Source organism: Nocardioides epinepheli (assembly GCF_037936805.1).
In the GTDB taxonomy this organism is placed as follows: Bacteria; Actinomycetota; Actinomycetes; order Propionibacteriales; family Nocardioidaceae; genus Nocardioides.
The window spans coordinates 51038-71837 of record NZ_JBBMMC010000003.1 but is presented as its reverse complement, the minus strand read 5'-3'; the positions used below and the strand labels follow the sequence as shown (position 1 = coordinate 71837).

Genomic DNA, 20800 nt, shown 5'->3' with positions numbered 1-20800 from the left:
ATCGGCGCCTCAGACCCTCGTGGATCGACTGGCGCTGCGGATCAGGGTCATGACGTGCCCTCGCAGCTCCACGAACTCGGTCCGCGCCTTGGTCTCCACCTGGTCACGGGTGGCCCCCAGCGGCACCGGGATCGACTTGGTGACGCGGGTCGGCGATCCGGACAGCACCACGACCCGGTCGGCCAGGTAGACCGCCTCGTCGATGTCGTGGGTGACCAGCGCGATCGTCATGTCGTAGCGAGCGCGCAGCTCGAGCATCAGGTCCTCGAGGTCCGCGCGGGTCTGGGCGTCGACGGAGGCGAACGGCTCGTCCATCAGCAGGATCTCGGGACGGTAGGCCAGCGCCCGCGCGATCGAGACCCGCTGCTGCATGCCCCCCGAGAGCTGCCAGGGGTACTGGTCCGCCGCGGCCGGCAGCCCGACGGCGGCCAGCGCCTCGTCGATGCGCTGGTGCTTCTCGCTACGGCTGAGACGGCGCCGGCGCAAGGGCAGCAGGACGTTGGCGCGCACCGTCATCCAGGGCAGCAGCGATCGGCTGTAGTCCTGGAGGACGACGGCCATCGGCTCCGGCGGGCCGTCGATCTGCGCGCCGTCGACGGTGACCGTGCCTGCCGTCGGCTTGAGGAGGCCGGCCATGCAGCGCAGCAGGGTCGTCTTCCCGGCCCCCGAGGGCCCGACGATGCAGATGAACTCCCCGTGCGGGACGTCGAGGGTGATGTCTTCGAGGATCACCCGCGAGCCGAATGCCTTGCGGACGCCACGAGCGGACAACACCACCCGCGCGTCCCGCCCCGGCGGGTCCGGCTCGGTCTTGGAAAGGGACGTCATGAGTGCTCGCCTCCTGATACGGCCGCGATCCGGCCGGTGTGCCATCTGAGAACCCGGTGCTCGATCAGCCGGAAACCGAGGTTGAGCGCGTAGCCGATGATCCCGAGCAGGAGGGCGCCGGCCCACATGTCGGGGATCGCGAAGCTCTGTTGCGACTGCAGCACGAAGAAGCCGACGCCGCTGCTCGAGGCGACCATCTCGCTCACCACGGTCAGGGCCAGCGCGATCTCCAGGCTGGTGCGGATGCCGGCGATGATCGCCGGCGAGGCGCCGGGCAGGTAGATGCGGAAGAACCGGTCGACCGTCCGGACGCGGTAGGAGCGAGCCGTCTCCACCACGACGGCGTCGAGACTCCGGAATCCCTCCACCGTGCTCAGCAGGATCGGCCAGACCGTGCCCAGGACGACGAAGACCAGCCGGGTCTCCGACCCGATGCCGAAGATGGCCATGATCGCCGGCAGGATCGCCAGCTTGGGGATCGACCAGCCGAACTGCAGCATCGGCTCGACCGCGCGGTGCACCGGGGGCCAGAACGCCAGCACCGTGCCGACCGCGACCCCGATAAGCACCGAGAGCCCGAGTCCGAGGAACACCGTCTGCAAGGTGGGGACCACGTCGCTGCCGACCCGCTCGAAGAGCCAGAGATCCCGGAAGGACTCCATGATCCGTGACAGCGGCGGGAAGTACACCGAGGTGGAGTCCTTCGAGGCGAACCACCACGCCGTGACCAGGGCGACCGGGAGCCAGAGCTCCTGCGCCAGGGTGCGGATTCGAATGGTCACCGGTCTCAGCGAGCTCATGCCTGCCCCCGCCTTCGGGAGGGATGGCTGCGCATCGCGGCCCGCTCCACGCCGGTGAAGCCGAGATTGATGAGGAGACCGACCACGCTGGCGATCAGGATGAGTCCGTACATCCGGCTCAACGCCCCGACGTTGCCGGCCAACAGGATCTCGCGGCCGATGCCATCGGCGGAGGTGATGATCTCGGCCCCGATCGCGATCAGCAGCGCGGTGACCGCCGAGATCCGCAGACCGGTGGAGATGTAGGGCGCGGCCGAGGGGAGCAGGATCCGCAGCGCGACGTCGCGGCGGCGTACGCGATAGGCGCGCGCGGTCTCCAGCGCCACCGGATCGGTGTGGCGTACGCCGTACATCGTCTGGAGGATGATCACCCACACGCAGCCGAAGAGGATCAGTACCACCTTCATGTCGAGCGTGGTGCCGTAGAGGAGCAGCGCGACCGGGAGGAGCGTGACCGGCGGGATGCTCCGGCAGAAGTCGATGATCAGCCGGCACGAGCGGTAGGCGAGATCGCTGGAGGCGAGCCCGAACCCGACCGGCACTCCGATGGCGACGGCCAGGAGGAGTCCGAGTCCCCAAGCCCCGAGGGTCGATGCCAGGTCGTGCCACAGCTGGGCGCCACCGAGCAGGGTGAAGGTCGCGCGGATCGTCTCCATGACGCTGGGGAAGTGCCGGTGGTCGAGCACGCCTGACTGCCACAGCACCTGCCATCCCAGCAGGAGTCCGAGGAGGACTCCGGTCTGGATGAGCGGCCACTTCAGCCGGGCGCCCCACGACGGGGCTCCCTCCTGCGCCGGGTCGATCCGCGCGACCTCGAGCGTCATGAACCGCTGAAGATCATGTCGTCGGCGTTCGGGGCCTCATCGATCCAGCCGAAGTCCATGAGCAGGGCCGCGGCCTGGTCGACGTTGCCCGCGGTCACATCCGGGGTCCAGTCGCCCAGGTGCAGGTCGGCCAGGACGTCGGCCGGCACGTCGAGCTCCTCGCCGACGATGGCTCGCGCCTCGTCGGGATGCGCCTTGGTGTACTCGACCGACTTCTTGAAGGCCCGCTGGAAGGCGGCGGCCTGCTCGGGATTCTTCGAGAGGTAGTCCTCGGTGGCCGCGACCGTGCCGTCGGGCAGACCCGGCACGGCCTTGGAGGCGGGGTAGTCGAAGATGTGGTAGCCCTGGGCGGCAGCCATCGTGCACCAGGGCTCGAACAGGTAGCTCGCGTCGATGTCACCCTTGTCGATCGCCTGCAGTGCAGCGTCGGGGGCCAGCTGGACGAAGTCGATCTTGTCGCCGTCCGCCCCGGCCGCCTTGAGCCAGGCCCGCACCACCAGCTCCGGCGCCGCCTTGAGCGCCGGCACCGCGATCGAGCCGCCCTCGAGGTCCGCCGCGGTATTGATGCTGCCGCCGGTCTTGGAGGCGGCGCAGTCGGTGTCGTCGCCGTCGGTCGCGACGGTCGCGGTGCTCCCGGCGACGAAGCTCAACGGGACACCGTTGGTCCGCGCGAGGACGAACGGGATGATGTTGCCGAAGCCGAACTGGGCCTGCCCCGAGGAGAGCAGCGGCACCCCGGCGGCCGCGTTCGGCACCATCGTGGTCTTCACGGTGAGCCCCTCGTCCTCGAAGAAGCCCTGCTCGACTCCGAGCCACACCGGCGCGGAGAAGGCCGCAGGGAGGGTCACGACGGTCACCGTGCCGTCGGCGGATCCTCCACCGCCGCCGGAGCCGCCGTCCCCGGCGCAGGCGGCCAGCCCCGACGCGGCGATGATCGCCGCGCCCGTCAGGGCAACGATGCGCCGCACGCGCCTCGTGGAGTTCTTCATCTCGTTCGATCCCTTCATTTCACACTCAGCAACGGGAGCCCGAGAGGGGTCCTACTGGACTGGGCCGAGGAGCCCGACTTTCATAGAACAAAATTACTTGGCCTATTCACCAACGCGACCAGGCCTCCTGTCAAGTGCCTGGGGGCCGCGCTTTGCAAAGGTTTTTCCCGCTATCCATGTGGATCGCCGATCCCCCTGCGCACGACCATGGCTCATGTCATTGGTTTCGAGCAATGAAATCGGAACGAGCCGTCCGGCTCTTCGCGACCTCGGCGGGTCCGGGCGCGCCGAAGCGGCCTGCGCGGCGACCCGGGCGCCGCGCAGGCAGTGAGCAAGAAGGAGTCAGAGCCGGAGCACGATGCGCTCGCCCTCCGCGCGGGAGCAACAGGTCATCATGCGGGTGTTCTCCGCGCGTTCCGCGCGGCCGAGTACGACGTCGCGGTGGTCGATCTCGCCGTCGAGCACGACCGCCTCACACGATCCGCACAAGCCCTCCTCACAGTCCGACTGCACGTCGATGTTCGCCTCGCGCAGCACTTGGAGCACGGTCCGGTCGGCGGGCACCCGCAGGGTCAGGCCCGAGTCCTGGCACACCACGTCGAAGGCCCGCTCCTGCTCGGGATCGAGCGCGGCGAGCTGCGAGCTGAAGTGCTCGACCCGCACCGCACCGGACCGGAGATCGGCGCCGCGGCGCTCGACCTCCTCGATGAGCCGGTCCGGCCCGCAGGCGTAGACCAGCTCCCCCGGCCGCAGTTCGGCGAACACGCGCTCGAGGTCCAGGCGCCGCCCCTCGGAGGAGACATGGACCTCCACGTGACCTCCGTGGTCGGCCAGCAGTCGATCCAGGTAGGCCATGGACTCGCGAGCGCGACCGGCGTAGTGCACCCGGTAGGGGAGCCCGCGGCGACGGGCCTCGTCGGCGTGAGCCAGGATCGGCGTGATGCCGATGCCGCCGGCCAGCAGCACGACGCCGCTCGCCTCCTCGGGCAGCTTGAAGTGGTTGCGCGGTCCGCGCATCCGCAACAAGCTGCCCTCGGTGGCGTGCTCGTGGACCCAGGACGACCCCCCTCTGCCGTCCTGGTCCAGCTTGACCGCGATCTCGTAGCCATCACCCGGAACGGCCCCGCACAGCGAGTACTGCCGACTCGCCGCCTGGTCGTCGATCATGCAGTCCACGTCGATGTGGGCACCGGAGGTCCAGCGCGGGAGGTGCCCGCCAGGGTCCGCGGGTACCAGCCGGAGCCGTACGACGTCGGCGGCGACGAGCTCGCGTTCGGCGACCCGGACCCGACGCGAGATCGCATGCTTGGCCGGCTCGCCGACGCTCACCCGGAGCCGGCGGTCCAGAAGGCCTGGGTCGGATCGCTCGGGGTTGCGCGCGGGGTCCCAGTGCACGAGCAGCCTGGTCGGCCCCCGGAAGGACGTGTTCGGGACGAAGTCGAACTCCTGCTCGGAGAGCGCCAGGTGCGGCAGGCGGGTGGTCAGCTCCTGCAGGAAGATCTGCAGCTCCATCCGGGCCAGGTTCTTGCCCATGCACTGATGCGCGCCGTAGCCGAAGGTGAGGTGATCGCCGGCGCTCTCCCGGCGTGGGTCGAACTCCTCGGCGTCCTCGAAGTGGCGGGGGTCCCGGTTGGCGGTCGCCTGCACGATCAGGAGCTTGGCCCCCGCCTCGAGCCGGACGCCGCCGACCTCGGTGTCGCGGGTGACCACACGCCTCCAGGCCGCGACCGAGCCGGAGTAGCGCAGGCACTCCTCCACGGCGTTCGGGATGAGATCCGGCTCGGCGCACAGCTCCGCCCACCGTTCGGGCCGCTCGAGGAGCAGCTTGAACGCGTTCGCTCCGGCATGGGCGGTGGTCTCGTGGGCCGCGACGATGCCGGCCATCATCATCGAGTGCAGGTAGGAGTCGGTGACGATCTCCGGGTGCTCGGCCTGCTGTCGCACGCTGAAGGGCATCCAGCCGGGGCCGTCGGGACTCTGCCGGATCCGGTCGAGCACCTTGCCGGAGTACTGCCAGAACCTCCCGACGGCGTGCGCGACCGCGAGCTGCTCCTCGGGCGCCGGACGGCCCCAGGTGTTGACGGTGTGCGCGACCGAGAACTCCTTGAGCGGTCCGTGGTCCTCCTCGGGAATGCCCAAGAAGTTCATCGCCACCGTGAGCGGCACGGAGTAGAGCATCTGGCCGACCAGGTCGGCTTCACCGTCGGCGACGAAGGCGTCGACGGCCTCGCGGGTGAGCCGTCGGATCATCTCCTCGTGCTCGACCAGATGGGGTGGAGTGAACGGCTCCAGGAGCGTGCGGCGGCGCGGCATGTGCTCCGGCTCGTCCTCGTTCACCAGGGTGCGGCGGATGTCGTAGTCGTAGCTGCGCAGCACCTCCTCCGCCTCGGCGGAGGAGGGGGTGATCTTCTCCAACGCGATCGCCGGCGAGAAGGTCAGGTTGTCGCGGAAGACCGCCTTCACATCCTCGTAGCGGGTGATCACCCAGTACCCCAGCTCGGGAGACCAGAAGACCGGCTCGTCCTCACGCGCCCAGGCGAGCGCCGCGCCAGGGTCGAGCTGGTACTCGCTGCCGAAGGGGGTGAAGCTCTGCGCCCGCCCCGAGACCGGGCAACCGTGAGGGTCCGCGAAGAGAGACACGAGGGTTGCTCCGTTGCTATAATCGCACACATCTGTGCGGTATTCGCACAGACTCTACGATTTAGCGGCCTCCTATGTCAAGGAGTGAAATTTCTCGCTGCTGCGGTCACGGACCGATCGCCCCCCGGAGACGCTCGGCCGCCGCCAGGGTCTCGAGTGCGGCAGCCTCGACGTCGAGGTCACCGAGCGCCACCACACCGATCGAGGCCTCGATGCCGGCGTCCCGCAGGGCCGCCAGATCGCCCAGGCCGACGCCGACGCCGATCGCCCCGGGCTGCAGCTGGTTCCGCGTCAGGCTGTAGCCGAGACGCCGCGCGGCCCTGACGTCGTCGGGGTCGTCCGGGGATGCCGGGCGCGCCGCGAGGATCGCCAGGCCCGCGGCGCCGCGGTGGAGCGAGTGACGCCCGCCCTCCTGGTAGGTGACGCGCAGCGCCTGGTCGCCGGCCTCGTGCGCCATCACCACCACGCACTCCTCGCCCTCGGCGACCGAGAGATAGGTCGTGGCCTGCACCCTGCTCGCGAGGTCGGCCAGCACCGGCCGCCCCGCACCCATCAGCTGAGGGGCGAAACGGCGCGAGAGCGGGCCGATCGCCGCGCCGAGGCGCAGCCGTCCGCCGTCGCCGCGGGCCACCAGGTCGTGCGCCTCGAGGGTCTGCACGATCCGATGCGCGATCGTCCGGTGGACCTCGAGGTGCTCGGCCACCGCACTGAGCGTCGTTCCGGACGGATGGGTCGAGATGAACTCGAGCGCCCGGAGGCCACGGTCGAGCGTCTGGAGGGCCGGCACCGGCCCATTATGGAACCACTTCTCGCCACCGTCGCGCCGCTCACTGCTCGCTGCGTCGCTCCAGCGTCGCCATCAGCGCGTCGGGCTGGACGTTCTCGTGCGTGGTCCGCAGCTCACTGAGCAGTTGGGCCGCCGAGGTCAGCAGCTGAGCCTCGCCCTCGACGTCGGACAGCGCTCCGCCGTCGAGGGCGACCCGGACGGCGCCGTCGGCGTAGCCGTCCTCGCTCATCAACGGGGCCGCCACCGCAACCGCGTCGGAGACCTCGTGCTCGCTCAATGCGAAGCCCCGCTCGGCGACCTCGGCGACCTCGGTGCGGAGCACGTCGGGATCGACGATGGTGTTGGGCGCCACCCGCGCCAGCGGCCGCGCGCACAGCTCGTCGAGCACCTCGGGGAGCGAGAAGGCCAAGATCGCCTTGCCGACCGCTCCGGCGTTGAGGGGTGCGGACACGCCCACCCCGTGGAACAGGCTGACCGGATACTTCTGCTGCAGCTCGACGCCGACGACGTGGTGCAGACCGACCCGGAACGACAGCGCCACCCGCCCGCCGGTACGACGGTGCAGACCCTCGAGGATCGGCAGGGTCGCCCGGATCAGCGACTGCTCGTTGCGCAGCCCGCCGGCCAGCTCGAGGACCCCGCGGCCCAGCACGTAGCTGCGCCGCTCACGGTTGTAGCTGACCAGGTCTCTGGAGACGAGGTCGCGCAGGAGTCGCAGCGCGGTGGCGTTGTCCAGGCTGGTGGCGATGGCCAGCTCGCTCAGACTCATCGGCCCCGGCGCGGTCCGGAGCACCGCCAGCAGGTCGATCGCCCGTTGTACGGCTCGCGTCATGCCAGTTCACCTACCTGATCGCCCGGATCGGGCGCGGCAGCACGCAGGAGGGTGCCGACGACCCTCGTCGTGCCGACCTCGCGCACCCCGCATCGCGCCCCCATCGGGGCAGTCTAGGGAATCGCTGATCGATGTGGTGCCCTAGGGCCGAGGGCCCGATTCCGGCGAGGGTCACACGCGATGGACTGTGCTTCGTACCGCGGTGTACTCGGCGAGGCCGAGCTCGCCGAGTTCGATCCCGTGACCGCTCTCCTTCCACCCGCTGAACGGCACGGAGGGCTGCACGATGCGGACGTCGTTGTGACCCACCAGGCCGAAGTCGAGTCGGTCCACGACGGCGGCGGACTCCGTCGGCACGCTCCCGTACACGTACGCCGCCAGACCGGCACGGGTCCGGTTGGCCAACTCGAGGCACTCGCCGACGGTGCTGAAGGTCGTGACCGGGAAGATGGGCGCGAAGTTCTCCTCGGCATAGACCGCCATGCCCGGCTCGACGCCGTCGAGGACCACCGGCTCGAAGAAGGCGTCGGTGCCCCCGTCAGCGGCGACGCCGCGGCAGACCACACGCGCGCCCTGGGCCTCGGCCTCCCGCACGCGCGCCCGCGCGCGCTCGGCGGCGGCGCCGCTGATCAAGGGACCCAGGTCGCTTCGCGGGTCGGTCCCGTCGCCGGTCCGCAACCGGGTGACCTGCCCGGCGAGCCGATCGAGGAAGAGATCGGCGCACGACTCGTGCACCAGCACCCGGTTCGGCGCGGTGCAGGTCTGACCTGAGTTGAGCAGCTTGGCGAACATCAGTCCGTCGATCGCGGCGTCGACGGCATCGGCGTCCAAGACGATGAAAGGCGCATTCCCACCGAGCTCCAGGTGCGCGATCTTGAGGTGGCGCGCGGCCAGCTCGCTCAGGTGCCGGCCCACGACGGTAGAGCCGGTGAAGGTGAGCATGGGCACGTCGGGGTGCGCCAGCATCCGCTCGACGAGCTCGGCGGGCTCCGACGTCGGCACCACAGCGCACAGGTCGCGCGGCGCACCGCACTCGAGCAGCGCATGCTCGATCACCAGCGCCCCGAGCGGAGTGATCTCGGACGGCTTGACCACGACGGCGCACCCCGCGGCGAGCCCGGTGGCCACCTTGCGCGCCACCAGGCTCAGCGAGAAGTTCCACGGCGTCACCGCGAGAACGACTCCCGCCGGGCGGCGATCGACGTCGACCCGCTGCCCCGGGGCGGCGCCGTGGCGCACGCTCCCGCGGACCGCCCGCGCCTGCTCGCCCATCCAGCGGAAGATCTCCGCGCCGTTGAGTACCTCCCATCGCGCGTGGTCGAGCACCTTGCCGTTCTCCAGGGTGAGGATGGGCGCGATGGCCTCGACGTGCTCCTCGAGGAAATCGCCGACGGCGCGGAGGACGTTGGCGCGGGCGTGGACGGTCAGCTCGCCCCACTCCGACATCGCCCGAGAGGCGCGCAGGACGTACTGGTCCACCTCGTCGACGGCGACGTCTCCGACCCTCGCGAAGACAGTGCCGTCCCGAGAGTCCAGGACGTCGAGGCAGCGGGTCGTGGGCCGGTGCATCGCGACCAGGTGCTCGATCAGTGCAACGTGTTCGGACATGGGGTTCCTTCGACGGCTCGTGCGGGCTTCGGGGGTTGCTGGGGCTGGTTCGCTGGGGGTTAGGTCGGCTAGGTCGGCTCAGCGCCGGTCGATTGGTAGCCGTTGGCCTCGCGGATGACCAGGCGCTGCACCTGGCTGCGCAGCACCCGCATCTCGACGGCGTCGGGGTCCCAGGCCTGGAGCAGCCGACGTCGCAGCCGCCGCAGGACGTCGCGGTGGTCGGGCGAGCGGGCCAGATCGTTCAGCTCGCCGGGGTCGGCCCGAACATCGAAGAGCTGGCTCGGCTCGCCGGTGTAGTGGATGAGCTTGTAGTCCCCATCGCGGAGCATCGCCACTGGTCGGGCCACGCCGTGCGCGAGGTACTCGGAGAAGACGCAGTCGTCCCACTTCACGCTCGCCGGCTCGTCGGCCTGGAGCAGGGGGCGCAGGGAGGTGCCGGCGATCGGGCAGGGGAACGCGGTGCCTGCGAGATCGGCGATCGTGGCGGCGACGTCGACCAGCGACACGTTCCGGGCCACCCGCGAGCCGGCCTGCGAACCTCCGGCTCCCGCGACGATCAGCGGGACCCGGACCGAGTGCTCGTAGAAGTTCATCTTGCGCCACAGGCCGTGTTCGCCGAGCATCCCGCCGTGGTCGCTGGTGTAGATCACCACCGTGTCCTGGTCCTGACCGGTCTCGACGAGGGTGCGCCGCAGGTTCCCGATCCGGTCGTCGAGCTGGGAGATCATCGCGAAGTACGCAGCGCGCGCCCGGCGCACGTCGCGCTCGTCGTAGGACGCGACGCCGAGACGCTCGCGCAGGCGGCTGATGGCGGGGTGCTGCTTGCGCGCCTCCTCCTCGGTGAAGACGGGCACGTCCACGTCGTCCGGGTCGTACATCCCCCACCAGGGCTCGGGCGCCCGATAGGGCCAGTGCGGCGCGACGAACGAGGCACACAGCATCCACGGTCGCCCGCCCTCGGCAGCACGCTCGTGCAGGTACTCGATGGCGGCCGTCTCGGTGGCCTCGTCGGCCTCGACGATCCTGCTCGTCCCCGGACCGGCGTCCAGGGGGTGCTGCCAGACGTAGTCGTCCTCGGCGACGTCGTCGGGCCAGCCGTGCAAGGGGTGCTCGCCTTCGTGCACATCGAAGGACAGTTGCTCGCGGAAGCCGTGCAGCTGGTCGGCACCCACGAAGTGCTGCTTGCCGGCCAGCACGGCGTCGTAGCCGGCCGCGCGCAGGACGTGGGCGTAGGTGACCTCGTCGGCAGGCAGCTCGGAGGCGAGGTCGAACGCGCCGATCTCGTGGGGGAGGCGCCCGGTGAGCAACGACATCCGCGAGGGCGCACAGATCGGAGAGTTGCAGTAGGCGGCGTCGAAGGTGACGCCGTCCTCGGCCAGCTGATCGAGGTTCGGGGTCTGGACGAGGTGGTGGCCGTACGCGCCGCTGAACATCGGGGCGTGTTCATCGGCCATCACCAGCAAGATGTTGGGCCGCCGCACGCTCATGCCCACCTCAACTCTCGGTTCGGGACGTCAGTGATTTCATCACATGAAACACCACCGTTCGGGGAACCTGCAAGTGATCCCGCCTCGGACGCCGTGCGCGTGGGCTTCTAGCGGCATGGCGACCTCAACGCAGAGAGCGGGGTTTACAAGATGGATTCATTGTGCGAAATTCGTCGTCATGCCCCCCACGGCCTTCAAGAGCTTGGAGCGCGCCGACAACGACGTCCTCGTCGCCACGGACCGGCGCCATGTCATCCACCCGCTCCTCCCCGAGTCGGTCACCGACCGCCTGGTGTTCGTACGCGGCAGCGGCTGCACCCTGACCGACGCCGAGGGCACCGACTACCTCGATGCCACCGGCGGTCTGTGGGTCGGGCACGTCGGGCACGGCCGCGAGGAACTGGCCCGCGCCGCCTTCGACCAGATGTCGACCCTCGAGTTCTACGCGTCGTTCTGGCACTACACCAACCCACCTGCCGTCGAGCTGAGCCGGCGCCTGGCCGACCTGGCGCCGGGCGACCTGAACCAGGTCTTCTTCACCTCCGGTGGCTCGGAGGGGAACGACGCGGCGTTGAAGATGGCGCGCCTGTTCCACGCCCGCAGGGGCGAGCCGGACCGTACCTGGATCCTGTCGCGCCGGATGGCCTACCACGGCCTGGCCTACGGCGGCGGCTCCGCGACCGGCTTCCCGGCGTTCAGCGAGAACCTCGGGCCGATGCTGCCCGACGTCGCCCACCTGACGCCGCCCTACCCGTTCCGCTACGAGCTCTACGGCGGCCCGTCAGGCGACGTCGACCCGGTGGCCTTCTGCGTCGCCGAGCTCGAGCAGCGCATCGAGGAGATCGGCGCGGAGCGCATCGCCGCGTTCATCGGCGAGCCGATCATGGGCGTCGCCGGGATGATCGTCCCGCCCGACGACTACTGGCCGCGGGTCAAGGAGGTCCTCGACCGGCACGGGATCCTGCTCATCTTCGACGAGGTCGTCACCGCGTTCGGCCGGACCGGGCACTGGTTCGCGGCCCAGAGGTTCGGCGTGGTGCCCGACATCCTCATCACCGCCAAGGGCATCACCAGCGGCTACCTGCCGCTGGGCGCCGTCCTGGTGCGCGACCCGATCGCCGAGACTCTCCGCTCGGGCACCGGATTCCCGGTGGGCTACACCTACTGCGGCCACCCCACTACCTGCGCGGTCGCGCTACGCAACCTCGCCATCGTCGAGGAGGAGGGCCTCCTCGACCGAGCCGTCGACGTCGGCGGCCATCTCGCCCGGCGCCTGGCGCCCCTGGGGGACCTCCCGATCGTCGGCGAGATCCGCGCGGTCGGCATGATGCTGGCGATCGAGCTCGTCGGGGACCCGGCCACTCGGGCTCCGCTGACCAACGGGGCGGTCGAGATCCAACGCCGGCTGGCGCGCGAGGAGCGCATCCTGGTCCGAGGCGCCGGCCACACCGTCATCCTCTCCCCGCCCCTGGTGCTGAGCCACGACGAGGCCGACCGCCTCGCCGACGGCCTCGCCCGAGCGCTCACCGCGCTGGCCGCGGATCACCAGGCGGGCGCAGGTCGGTGACCACCTGCTGCGGCCCCTCCCGCAACGGCGACCGCCCGCACGACGACGAATCGGGCATCTCGGAGGACCGCAGCACTCCCCCACCGGCCCACCCCGGCCCGCTGGACGACGCCGGCCTGATCGACATCCCCGCCGGCGCGTTCCGGATGGGCTCGGAGGACGTCGACTGCAACCCCGGCGACGGCGAGGGCCCCATCCGCACGGTGACGATCCCGGCCTTCCGGATCGCCGCGCACGCGGTCTCGGTCGACGACTTCGCACGCTTCGTCGACGCGACCCACTACCTGACCGAGGCCGAGCGCTTCGGCTGGTCCTTCGTGTTCGGTGGCCTGTTGCCGGCACGGCTGCGCGACATCCTCCCGGCGCCGATCGCCACGCCGTGGTGGCGGATGACGCCCGGTGCGAGCTGGCGGGCACCGGAGGGGCCGGGCACCGACGTCGCCACCCGCCGGAGCCATCCGGTCACCCACATCTCGTGGAACGACGCCATCGCCTACTGCTCCTGGATCGGCGGCCGGCTCCCGACCGACGCGGAGTGGGAGCGCGCCGCCCGTGGAAGGCTCGACCAGGCGCGCTACCCCTGGGGCGACGAGCTGACCCCAGGCGGCGAGCACCGCTGCAACATCTGGCAGGGCGACTTCCCCGACTACAACACCGGCGAGGACGGGTACCTCGGTACCGCGCCAGTCGATGCCTTCGAGCCGAACGGCTTCGGCCTCTACAACATCGTCGGCAACGTCTGGGAGTGGTGCTCGGACCGGTGGGACCGCACGGAGAGCACCCGGGTGATGCGCGGCGGCTCCTACCTGTGCCACGCGTCGTACTGCAACCGCTACCGGGTCGCCGCCCGCACCCGCAACGACCCGAGCAGCGGCGGCGGCAACAACGGCTTCCGGATCGCCGCCGACGCGCTCTGATAGACCTGTTTCGCCGAGGCCTTCGGCGAGGATCCGATCGAGGAGAACAATCCGTGGACAAGCGGTGGCCGGCCTTCGTGTATCGCGAGGGCGAGGAGCCCGACTACCGCTTCTCCTTCGCCAACGAGCGCACGTTCCTCGCTTGGATCCGCACCGCCCTGGCGCTCCTCGCCGCCGGCGTGGCGGTCGACGTCATCGACCTGACCCTCCAGGACTCGGTGCAACACGCCCTCGCCGTCCTCCTCGTGGCCAGCGGCCTGCTCACGGCCTTGGTGTCGTGGGCGCGCTGGGCCCTCGCGGAGCGGGCGATGCGCCGCGGCGCCCCGCTCCCCTCCTTCGGCGTCGCCACCCTCATCGGGCTGGTCGTCGCCGTCGCCGCCGTGATCGTCCTCGCCGGCCTACGGTGAAAGGCCCGTCGTGAGAGAGCCCGACGTCGGTCTCTCCAACGAGCGCACCGCGCTCGCCTGGCAGCGCACGGCGCTCTCGCTCCTTGCCGGAGTCGCGGTGGTCGCCCGGCTGACCTTCGACGACGTCGGCCTGCTCCTCCTGCTCCCCCTCGGCGTGGCCGGCCTGCTGGCGCTCTGGGTGTTCGCCGAGAGCCGGTTCCGCTACCGGCGCCCCGCGGCCGGTGTGCGTCGGGGTGGACGCGCGCCCTTCGCCCTGGCCGTGGCGACGGTCCTGATCGCGGCGGTCGAACTGATCGCCATCGCCGCGTCGTAGCCGTAGTGCCCGACCCCGCTTGTTGGCCAGGCCGGCTATTGCGCCGCCACGGCGGCCGCGTTGTAGAAGTCGATCGGCATCGGGTACTCCAGCTTCCAGGTGATCGCGATGGGTCGCTCTCCTTGATGACTCACGTAGGTCGCCGGGCCGAGGAACAGGTAGGGCGCGGTGCCGAAGTCGTCCTGTTTCGTCTCGCGCACGAAGAGCAGCACAGTGCTGGTGCCGTTGAGGTAGCGCTGGCCGGTCGCTGAGGCGACCGAGGTACCGGACTGGGACTCCCAGTGGAAGAGCGTCGGGCTGATGGGGTAGTCGCGATACATGGTGGTCGGCGAGAAGTCGGCCTCGGACTTCTTGAGATTCACGAAGAGGGCGTCGACGTTGTGATCGCGGACGAAGAGCACGCCCTCGCGGAACGAGTTCGGCTTGCGCTCCATGGAGGCGTAGCCGAGCGCGGCGAGCACCTCCTCACGCTGGTAGCGGGCGTGCACGCGCAGCGGCACTTCGGTCAGGGAGCCGGTGAGCTCGATCGCTAAGTGCCGCGCGGCATCGAAGGAGATGTCGACGACGCTGCGGAGCTCGGCACGGGTCGCCGCCTCATGGCGCAACTGCTCCAGACCGGCATCGATCGTCGGGTGTCCGCCGCCGTCGGGCCATAGCGAGAAAAACAGCATCTGCGCGACCTGTTGCTCGTGGGGGCTTAACCGCGAGTAGCTCGGCGCATCGTCGGCCAGCAGCCGGTCGTAGGCGCTGGCCCTCAGTCGATCGTCGACGTGAGCGAAGGCACGGATTCGTCTGAGTAGCCGCTCCTCGAGCTCACCTCCGGGGGACGTCGATAATCCGGCCTCCCGGCGAGCCCTCGTCCATGAGTGACTGCCCTTGCGCAGGATGTCGGACAGTTCGAGCCCCGATTCGCCGAGGAACTCGGCCAGATCGATCTCGCCATACGACCGCAGCTCGCCGACGATCTGGTTCCACCGCACCGTGACCTGCGACTTGATGTTCTCCAGGATCGCAGACTGGGATTGGCGATCGAGGATCACCTGGCACCCGGAGGGGAGGAAGGGGAACCCCTGCTCGATGTCGCGCTGGAGGCTCTTGCGCGAGGCGCCGGTGAGCGCGTGCAGCTTCCGGTCCCAGCGGAACTCTTTACGTTGGAAGCCGACGAAGTCCAAGACAGTGAGCACCGCCTTGTCCCGAGTCCGACGCAGTCCGCGGCCCAGTTGCTGCAAGAAGACGGTGGCGCTGTCGGTAGGCCGCAGCAAGAGCACGGTGTCGACGTCGGGGATGTCGAGTCCCTCGTTGAACACGTCGGCCGAGAACAGGACGTTCAACTCTCGCGACCGCAGATCGGCCAGCGCCTGCTGTCGTTCGTTGCTGGGCGTCTCCCCCGTAATGGCCTTGGCCGGAATGCCGGCCTCGTTGAAAGTCGCCGCCATGAACTCCGCGTGCGCCACCCCGACACAGAATCCAAGCGCCCGCATCGCTGCGACATCGAGGATCTTGTCGCCAAGCTCGCGCAGGACGATCTCGGCACGCGCCCGGTTTCCGGTGTAGAGGTTCGACAGCTCAAGGTCGTCGTACCGTCCACGTGACCAGGTCAGCCCGCGCAGGTCGGTGTTGTCGGCGACCGCGAAGTAGTGGAAGGGACAGAGCAGATCGGCGCCGAGGGCATCCCACAAGCGCAGCTCGGCCGCGGTGCGTCCGCCGAAGAACTCGCGCACGTCGGTCCCGTCGGCCCGCTCGGGGGTCGCCGTCAGCCCGAGCAGTTCACGGGGAGCGAAGTGGTCGAGGATCCGCCGATAGGTGCGCGCGGCGGCGTGATGGAACTCGTCGATCACGACGACGTCGAAGTGGTCGGCGGGGATGTCGGTGACACCGTAGGACGTCAACGACTGGACGCTCGCGAAAACGTGTTGCCATCGCTCCGGCCGGGCGCCGTCGACGTACAGCTCACCGAAGTTCGCGTCCGCGAGGACCTCGCGATAGGTGCGCAGCGACTGCTGCAGGATCTCGCGACGGTGGGCGACGAACAGCAGTGAGGGCCGTTCGCCGCCGGCCAGCTCGGTCAGATTGCGGTAGTCGAGGGCCGCAATCACCGTCTTTCCGGTTCCAGTAGCGGCCACGACGAGATTGCGGTGGCGGTCATGGACGGTGCGCTCGGCGTCGATCGCCTCCAGCATCTCCTGCTGGTACGGGAACGGGCGGACCTCGAGTCCGGACAGGCTGATGGTGACGCGGTGATGCTCGGTTCTGCCCGAGGCTTCCGCCAGCGCGTCATCGAGTCGGTCGCGGTCCAGTTCGGGGTCGTAGCGCTCGAAGCTCGGATCGTTCCAGTAGGAGTCGAACGTGGCCTCGAACTTCTGCATCAGGCTCGGGTTCGCGACGCTCGCGAGCCGCACGTTCCACTCCAGACCCTCCACCAGTGCCGCGTGCGACAGGTTCGACGAGCCCACATAGGCGGTGTCGAACCCGGTGTTGCGCCGAAAGAGCCACGCCTTCGCGTGGAGTCGGGTGCGCTGGGCGTCGTACTGAATCCGAACCTCGGCACCGAACTCCCGGACCATCCGGTCCAGCGCCCGCCGCTCCGTCGATCCCAGATAGGTCGTCGTGACCACCCGGAGCGGCACGCCAAACCGGATGAGCGATCGGAGTTCGTCCTCGAGCAACCGAACGCCGTACCACTTCACGAAGGCGCACAGCAGGTCGACCGAGTCGGCCGATCGCAGCTCCGCCTTGAGCTCGGCGGCCAGCGACGGCTCGTCGCGGGCATTGGTCAGCAGCGCGGCCTCGGACAGCGGTGTACGAGGCCGCGCACCGAGCCGGTCTGCCTGACCCAGAGTCGCGCTGTCGACGATGGAGAGCAGTTGCCGCGGCGGAGGAGCGACCTGCTCGTCGGGCTCGATCGCGTCCAGGACGGAGTTGACGACCGCGATGCGCGCGGCCTCGTCCCCGATCGCCTCCAGGCGCTGACGCACGATCTCGGCGATATGCCGCGCCAGGACGTGAGGTTGCTCGGCCGCCTCGATCGGGGCCGTGCTGGCCGCCCGATCGACGAGGAAGGCCAGGCGCTGGGCCAGCTCGTTGGTGAGCAGCGATTCGTACAGCCCGTCCTCCACGAAGCCGAGCTTGCCAGGCGATTCGGCGCAATGGGGTCAACTTCGCCAACTGCCCCACGGGTCCGCGATCGGCGACCTAACCTTCGACGCGAGGAGGAAACGATGTCCGACAGGTTCGCCCCCGCCGGCCGATCGGCCGGTGAGGTCGCACGCCGCCAACGCGAGAAGGCAGAGCGTCTGATGCGCTCGGCCGAACGCTGGGAGCTGGGCGCCGAGGGCGAGCTCGAGACGGCCTCGGAGCTGGACACCCTTCCCGCCGAGGACTGGGCGGTCCTTCACGATCTGCGCTGGCCCGGTAGGCCGCACGCGAACATCGACCATGTGGTGATCGGTCCGCCGGGAGTCTTCGTGATCGACTCCAAGAACTGGTCCGGCACGGTCACCGTTCGCGACGGAATGTTGCGCCAGAACGGTCGCGCGCGAGAACCGGCGGTCGCAGGAGCAGCAGACGCCGCTGTCGCCGTGTCCGCGCTTACCGCGACGCTGCACCCAGCGGCTGTTCATCCTGTGCTGTGCTTCGTCCGCCCCGATCCGATATCGGGTCAGAGTTGCGGCGTCCTCATCTGCTCGACCACCAATCTCGTCGAGCTGCTTCTCACTCGACCTGCAGTCCTGAGCGCGGAGGCTCGACATCGGATCAGTGTCGAGCTGACCGCCGCAACGCACTCGGCCGGTCGTAGCCACCGAAGGACCGGATCTGCGCCCGGCCACGATGTACGTTCACCGAACCGTGCGAAGCCGCTCACCACATCGACCACGCCCGGGCGAGCCAGACCGCGTTCGGCGCCGCCACCCAAGCGCGCCCACAACGGCCGCCCAGGGCTCATCAGACTTATCGGTGGCCTCGTCGTCGCGCTGGGGCTGATCTTCGCCGGGGGTCCGATCGCGCAGGTTGCGGCAGATGCCGTCGCGAAGGTCATGACCCCCACAGTCGGGCAGGACGCGACCGAGCCGTCCGGAGGCGCCGCCTCAGCGGGCACCGCTCTCGCGGGTACGTGGCGAGGCACTTACCGATGTACGTCTCTCACCCGCGCACGCTTGGTTGTCGACCCTCCGGCCCCCGGTCGATCAGGAGTCGATGCCACCGTCTTCTTCGGCCCTACCAAACGGAGCCCGGAGGTGAAGTCCGGGAGCTATCGGCTGACAGCCAGGGTCAGCGGCGACGTCGTCATATTCAAGCCGGACGATTGGCTACGCCGCCCGGACGGATACGCAATGGTCGGCTTTCGCGTGCCGCTCGGCGCCCCGGATGCGAACAAGATTCGAGGTCAGGTCACCGCGCCGCACTGTGAATCCTTCACCTTTCGCCGCTGAGCGCTCATCGATCCGCGATCTGGCGGAACCGTTCAGGCAGGCACGCCGTCACACCCACGGTGCCTGACCCGGAACCTACGATCGGAGCAGCACTCGGAGACGGACACAGCGGGGTGTCGCGTCGGGGGAACGAAAGGCCGCACGATGCTCGACGACGTCGCTCCGCTGGAGCCGGGGGACCCGAAGACGATCGGTCCGTACCACCTGCAGGGCCGGCTCGGCGTCGGCGGGATGGGCATCGTGTATCTGGCGATGAAGGCCGACTCGATCATGCCGGTCGCGGTGAAGGTCATTCACCACGGCTGGGCCAACGACCCCGAGTTCCGAGCACGGTTCGCCAGCGAGGCCGACGCCGCCCGCCGGGTGCCGCGTTTCTGCACCGCGGCGGTGCTGGATGCCTCGCTGGACGGGCCGTCGCCGTACCTGGTCACCGAGTACGTCGAGGGGCCGACGCTGGGTGACACCGTCGATCGTCGCGGCCGGCTGAAGGCTGATGAGCTCGACCGGGTCGCGGTCGGAATCGCGGCGGCTCTCACCGCGATCCACGACGCCGGGGTGGTGCATCGCGACCTCAAGCCGAGCAACGTCCTGCTCTCGGCCGTCGGTCCCCGCGTCATCGACTTCGGTGTCGCCCGCGCCGCGAACGCGACCACGCTGACAAAGACCGGCGAGCTGGTGGGCACTCCGGCGTACATGGCGCCCGAGCAGATCAACGGCGAGGCCACCGACGCCGCCGCCGACGTCTTCGCCTGGGGCGGGCTGATCGCCTACGCCGCCAGTGGCGAGCCGCCGTTCGGCCCGCTGACCGACACCGTGACGACGGCGCGCCGGATCCTCTACGAAGCGCCCGATCTCGCTCCGTTGCCGCCCGGGCTGCGTCGCATCGTGGAGCTGGCGATGGCCAAGGATCCGGCCCGCCGGCCGAGTAGTCGCTCCCTGCTGACGATGGTGCGTGAGAACGCCGAGCGCACGGCCACGGGAGGCAGCGCGGCCGCCGTCCTCGCGCAGGCGACGGTGATCCCCAGCGAGCGGTCGCCGTGGTCGCGCCGGACCGAGCAACCCGGCGCGCCCTGGGCTGCGCCGACCTTCGCAGCCCCTCCGGTGCAGAACTCCCCTCAGGCCCCGACCAGTCCGCCGGGGGTCGACGCCGGTGCGGCGCTGCGGGCGCCCCGCCTCGCCGCGTCCGCCGCGCCTGCCGAGCCCCGCTCACGACGTCGGCTCGCGCTGCCGCTCGTCGCCGCGCTCGTCCTGCTGCTCGGACTCGGTCTCGGCGTCGTCCTTGATCCCTTCGACTGGCGCGGAAAGCCCGCCTCGGCGGCACCCGGCGACCCCGAGACGAGCACCGACCCCGAGCCGGACGAGAGCGCCGGCGAGGACCCCGAGCCCGACCAGGGCGAGGAGGCGCCACCCGAGGAGTTCACGATCGGCGACTACGCCGGGCAGCCGGCCAGCGACGTCGCCGCCGAGCTCGAGGGCCACGGCATCGACGTCGTCGAGGTCCAGCAGGCCAGCGTGGCCGCTCAGAAGGGCACCGTGCTGTCGGTCTCGCCGTCCGCGGGATCGGTGGTCACCAGCGGGCAGACCGTCACGCTGCGGGTGGGCGACGGCAAGACCAGCGAGGACCGGATCGTCTACCAGCGTCTCGGCGCGGGCGACTACCTCAACTCGGGCGCCATCGTGGTCGTGCAGCCGGACGGGAAGCACCTCACCGTGGGCAAGGGCAACTCACCCGACGTCACCGCCGACGGCCGGCTGATCGCCTACGCGGCCACCGACGGCGACTACCGGGGGCAGGTCATGACCGTGGACGCGAACGGAAAGAACCTCAGGACGATCAGCAAGGTCACCGTCGGCTCGGTCAACTTCCTGGCGATCTCCCCCGACGGCTCGCGCGTCGTCTACAGCAACAACACCGGCGGGATCCACATCCTCCCGACCGACGGCTCGGGCGCCGCGAAGACCATCAGCTCGGTCGACGCCTTCGAGCTCGACTGGTCCCCCGACGGCCGCCAGATCGTCTTCCGCCGCTGGGACACGCCCGAGCAGGAGCTGTGGGTGATCCGCGCCGACGGCACCGGCCTCCGCGGACTCATCGGCACCCCTCCGGGTGCGAGCACCGCCCCGTTCTCCCCCGCCTGGTCGCCCGACGGCAAGCAGATCGCCTACTCCGACGGCACCTCCATCTACACCGTGCCCGCCGCCGGCGGCCGCGCCCGCGCCGTCAAGTACGGCCGCTACCCCTCATGGACCCCCGAGGGCGATCTGGTGGTCGTCGCTACGGACGGCTCGATCGACTACGGGGCGGACAGCCTGCGTCGTCCCGCGACGCTCTCGCCTGGCGGGCCGATCCGGTTCGCGCGGGTGAGCTGAC

The 20800-nt window shown here is 70.0% G+C and carries 16 protein-coding genes; 6 read left to right on the top strand and 10 right to left on the bottom strand.

The window, feature by feature from the left end; translation table 11 throughout:
* Positions 1–9 precede the first annotated feature (9 nt).
* The 9 genes from WMR31_RS05330 to WMR31_RS05290 all read right to left on the bottom strand — a co-directional run bounded on the left by WMR31_RS05330 (position 10) and on the right by WMR31_RS05290 (position 10795).
* Positions 10–828 carry an ABC transporter ATP-binding protein gene (locus tag WMR31_RS05330; protein ID WP_340537742.1) on the bottom strand — a complete coding sequence of 273 codons (819 nt, stop codon included), beginning with the start codon at positions 826–828 and terminating at the stop codon, positions 10–12.
* The gene (locus WMR31_RS05325) at positions 825–1610 is read right to left on the bottom strand and encodes an ABC transporter permease (protein ID WP_340537741.1); all 786 of its coding nucleotides are present in this window, start codon (positions 1608–1610) and stop codon (positions 825–827) included. Before WMR31_RS05325 ends, WMR31_RS05330 begins: the two co-directional genes overlap by 4 nt.
* 14 nt (positions 1611–1624) lie before the next feature.
* Positions 1625–2452, bottom strand: coding sequence for an ABC transporter permease (locus WMR31_RS05320; protein ID WP_340537740.1), 828 nt, complete (start codon positions 2450–2452; stop codon positions 1625–1627).
* Complete coding sequence (locus tag WMR31_RS05315; protein WP_340537739.1) at positions 2449–3441, bottom strand: ABC transporter substrate-binding protein; 993 nt, start codon at positions 3439–3441, stop codon at positions 2449–2451. Before WMR31_RS05315 ends, WMR31_RS05320 begins: the two co-directional genes overlap by 4 nt.
* 342 nt (positions 3442–3783) lie before the next feature.
* Complete coding sequence (locus tag WMR31_RS05310; RefSeq protein WP_340537738.1) at positions 3784–6081, bottom strand: cytochrome P450/oxidoreductase; 2298 nt, start codon at positions 6079–6081, stop codon at positions 3784–3786.
* Positions 6082–6187: 106 nt separating this feature from the next.
* Complete coding sequence (locus WMR31_RS05305) at positions 6188–6868, bottom strand: IclR family transcriptional regulator (protein WP_340537737.1); 681 nt, start codon at positions 6866–6868, stop codon at positions 6188–6190.
* Between the two features lie 40 nt (positions 6869–6908).
* A complete protein-coding gene (locus WMR31_RS05300; protein WP_340537736.1) occupies positions 6909–7700 on the bottom strand; it encodes an IclR family transcriptional regulator in 792 nt (263 codons plus the stop codon).
* Positions 7701–7871: 171 nt separating this feature from the next.
* Positions 7872–9308: an aldehyde dehydrogenase family protein gene (locus WMR31_RS05295; RefSeq protein WP_340537735.1), complete on the bottom strand. Its 1437-nt coding sequence runs from the start codon at positions 9306–9308 to the stop codon at positions 7872–7874.
* Positions 9309–9376: 68 nt separating this feature from the next.
* The gene (locus tag WMR31_RS05290) at positions 9377–10795 is read right to left on the bottom strand and encodes a sulfatase family protein (protein ID WP_340537734.1); all 1419 of its coding nucleotides are present in this window, start codon (positions 10793–10795) and stop codon (positions 9377–9379) included.
* A 178-nt stretch (positions 10796–10973) separates the two neighbouring features.
* Between WMR31_RS05290 and WMR31_RS05285 the strand changes: the two genes are divergently transcribed.
* The 4 genes from WMR31_RS05285 to WMR31_RS05270 are packed head-to-tail and all read left to right on the top strand — an operon-like array spanning position 10974 to position 13999.
* Positions 10974–12362 carry an aminotransferase family protein gene (locus WMR31_RS05285; protein ID WP_340537733.1) on the top strand — a complete coding sequence of 463 codons (1389 nt, stop codon included), beginning with the start codon at positions 10974–10976 and terminating at the stop codon, positions 12360–12362.
* Entirely contained in the window at positions 12359–13279 is a 921-nt protein-coding gene (locus WMR31_RS05280) for a formylglycine-generating enzyme family protein (protein ID WP_340537732.1), read from the top strand. Before WMR31_RS05285 ends, WMR31_RS05280 begins: the two co-directional genes overlap by 4 nt.
* 53 nt (positions 13280–13332) lie before the next feature.
* Positions 13333–13686 carry a YidH family protein gene (locus tag WMR31_RS05275; RefSeq protein WP_340537731.1) on the top strand — a complete coding sequence of 118 codons (354 nt, stop codon included), beginning with the start codon at positions 13333–13335 and terminating at the stop codon, positions 13684–13686.
* Positions 13687–13696: 10 nt separating this feature from the next.
* Positions 13697–13999 carry a DUF202 domain-containing protein gene (locus tag WMR31_RS05270; protein ID WP_340537730.1) on the top strand — a complete coding sequence of 101 codons (303 nt, stop codon included), beginning with the start codon at positions 13697–13699 and terminating at the stop codon, positions 13997–13999.
* A 35-nt stretch (positions 14000–14034) separates the two neighbouring features.
* On the opposite strand, the gene WMR31_RS05265 is transcribed toward WMR31_RS05270, so the two are convergent.
* Positions 14035–17115, bottom strand: coding sequence for a DEAD/DEAH box helicase (locus WMR31_RS05265; protein ID WP_340537729.1), 3081 nt, complete (start codon positions 17113–17115; stop codon positions 14035–14037).
* Between the two features lie 102 nt (positions 17116–17217).
* Here WMR31_RS05265 and WMR31_RS05260 point away from each other — a divergent pair, with 102 nt between their 5' ends.
* Together WMR31_RS05260 and WMR31_RS05255 are read left to right on the top strand one after the other, a co-directional pair.
* A complete protein-coding gene (locus WMR31_RS05260; protein WP_340537728.1) occupies positions 17218–18429 on the top strand; it encodes a nuclease-related domain-containing protein in 1212 nt (403 codons plus the stop codon).
* Positions 18430–18573: 144 nt separating this feature from the next.
* Complete coding sequence (locus WMR31_RS05255) at positions 18574–20799, top strand: protein kinase domain-containing protein (RefSeq protein WP_340537727.1); 2226 nt, start codon at positions 18574–18576, stop codon at positions 20797–20799.
* Position 20800 lies beyond the last annotated feature (1 nt).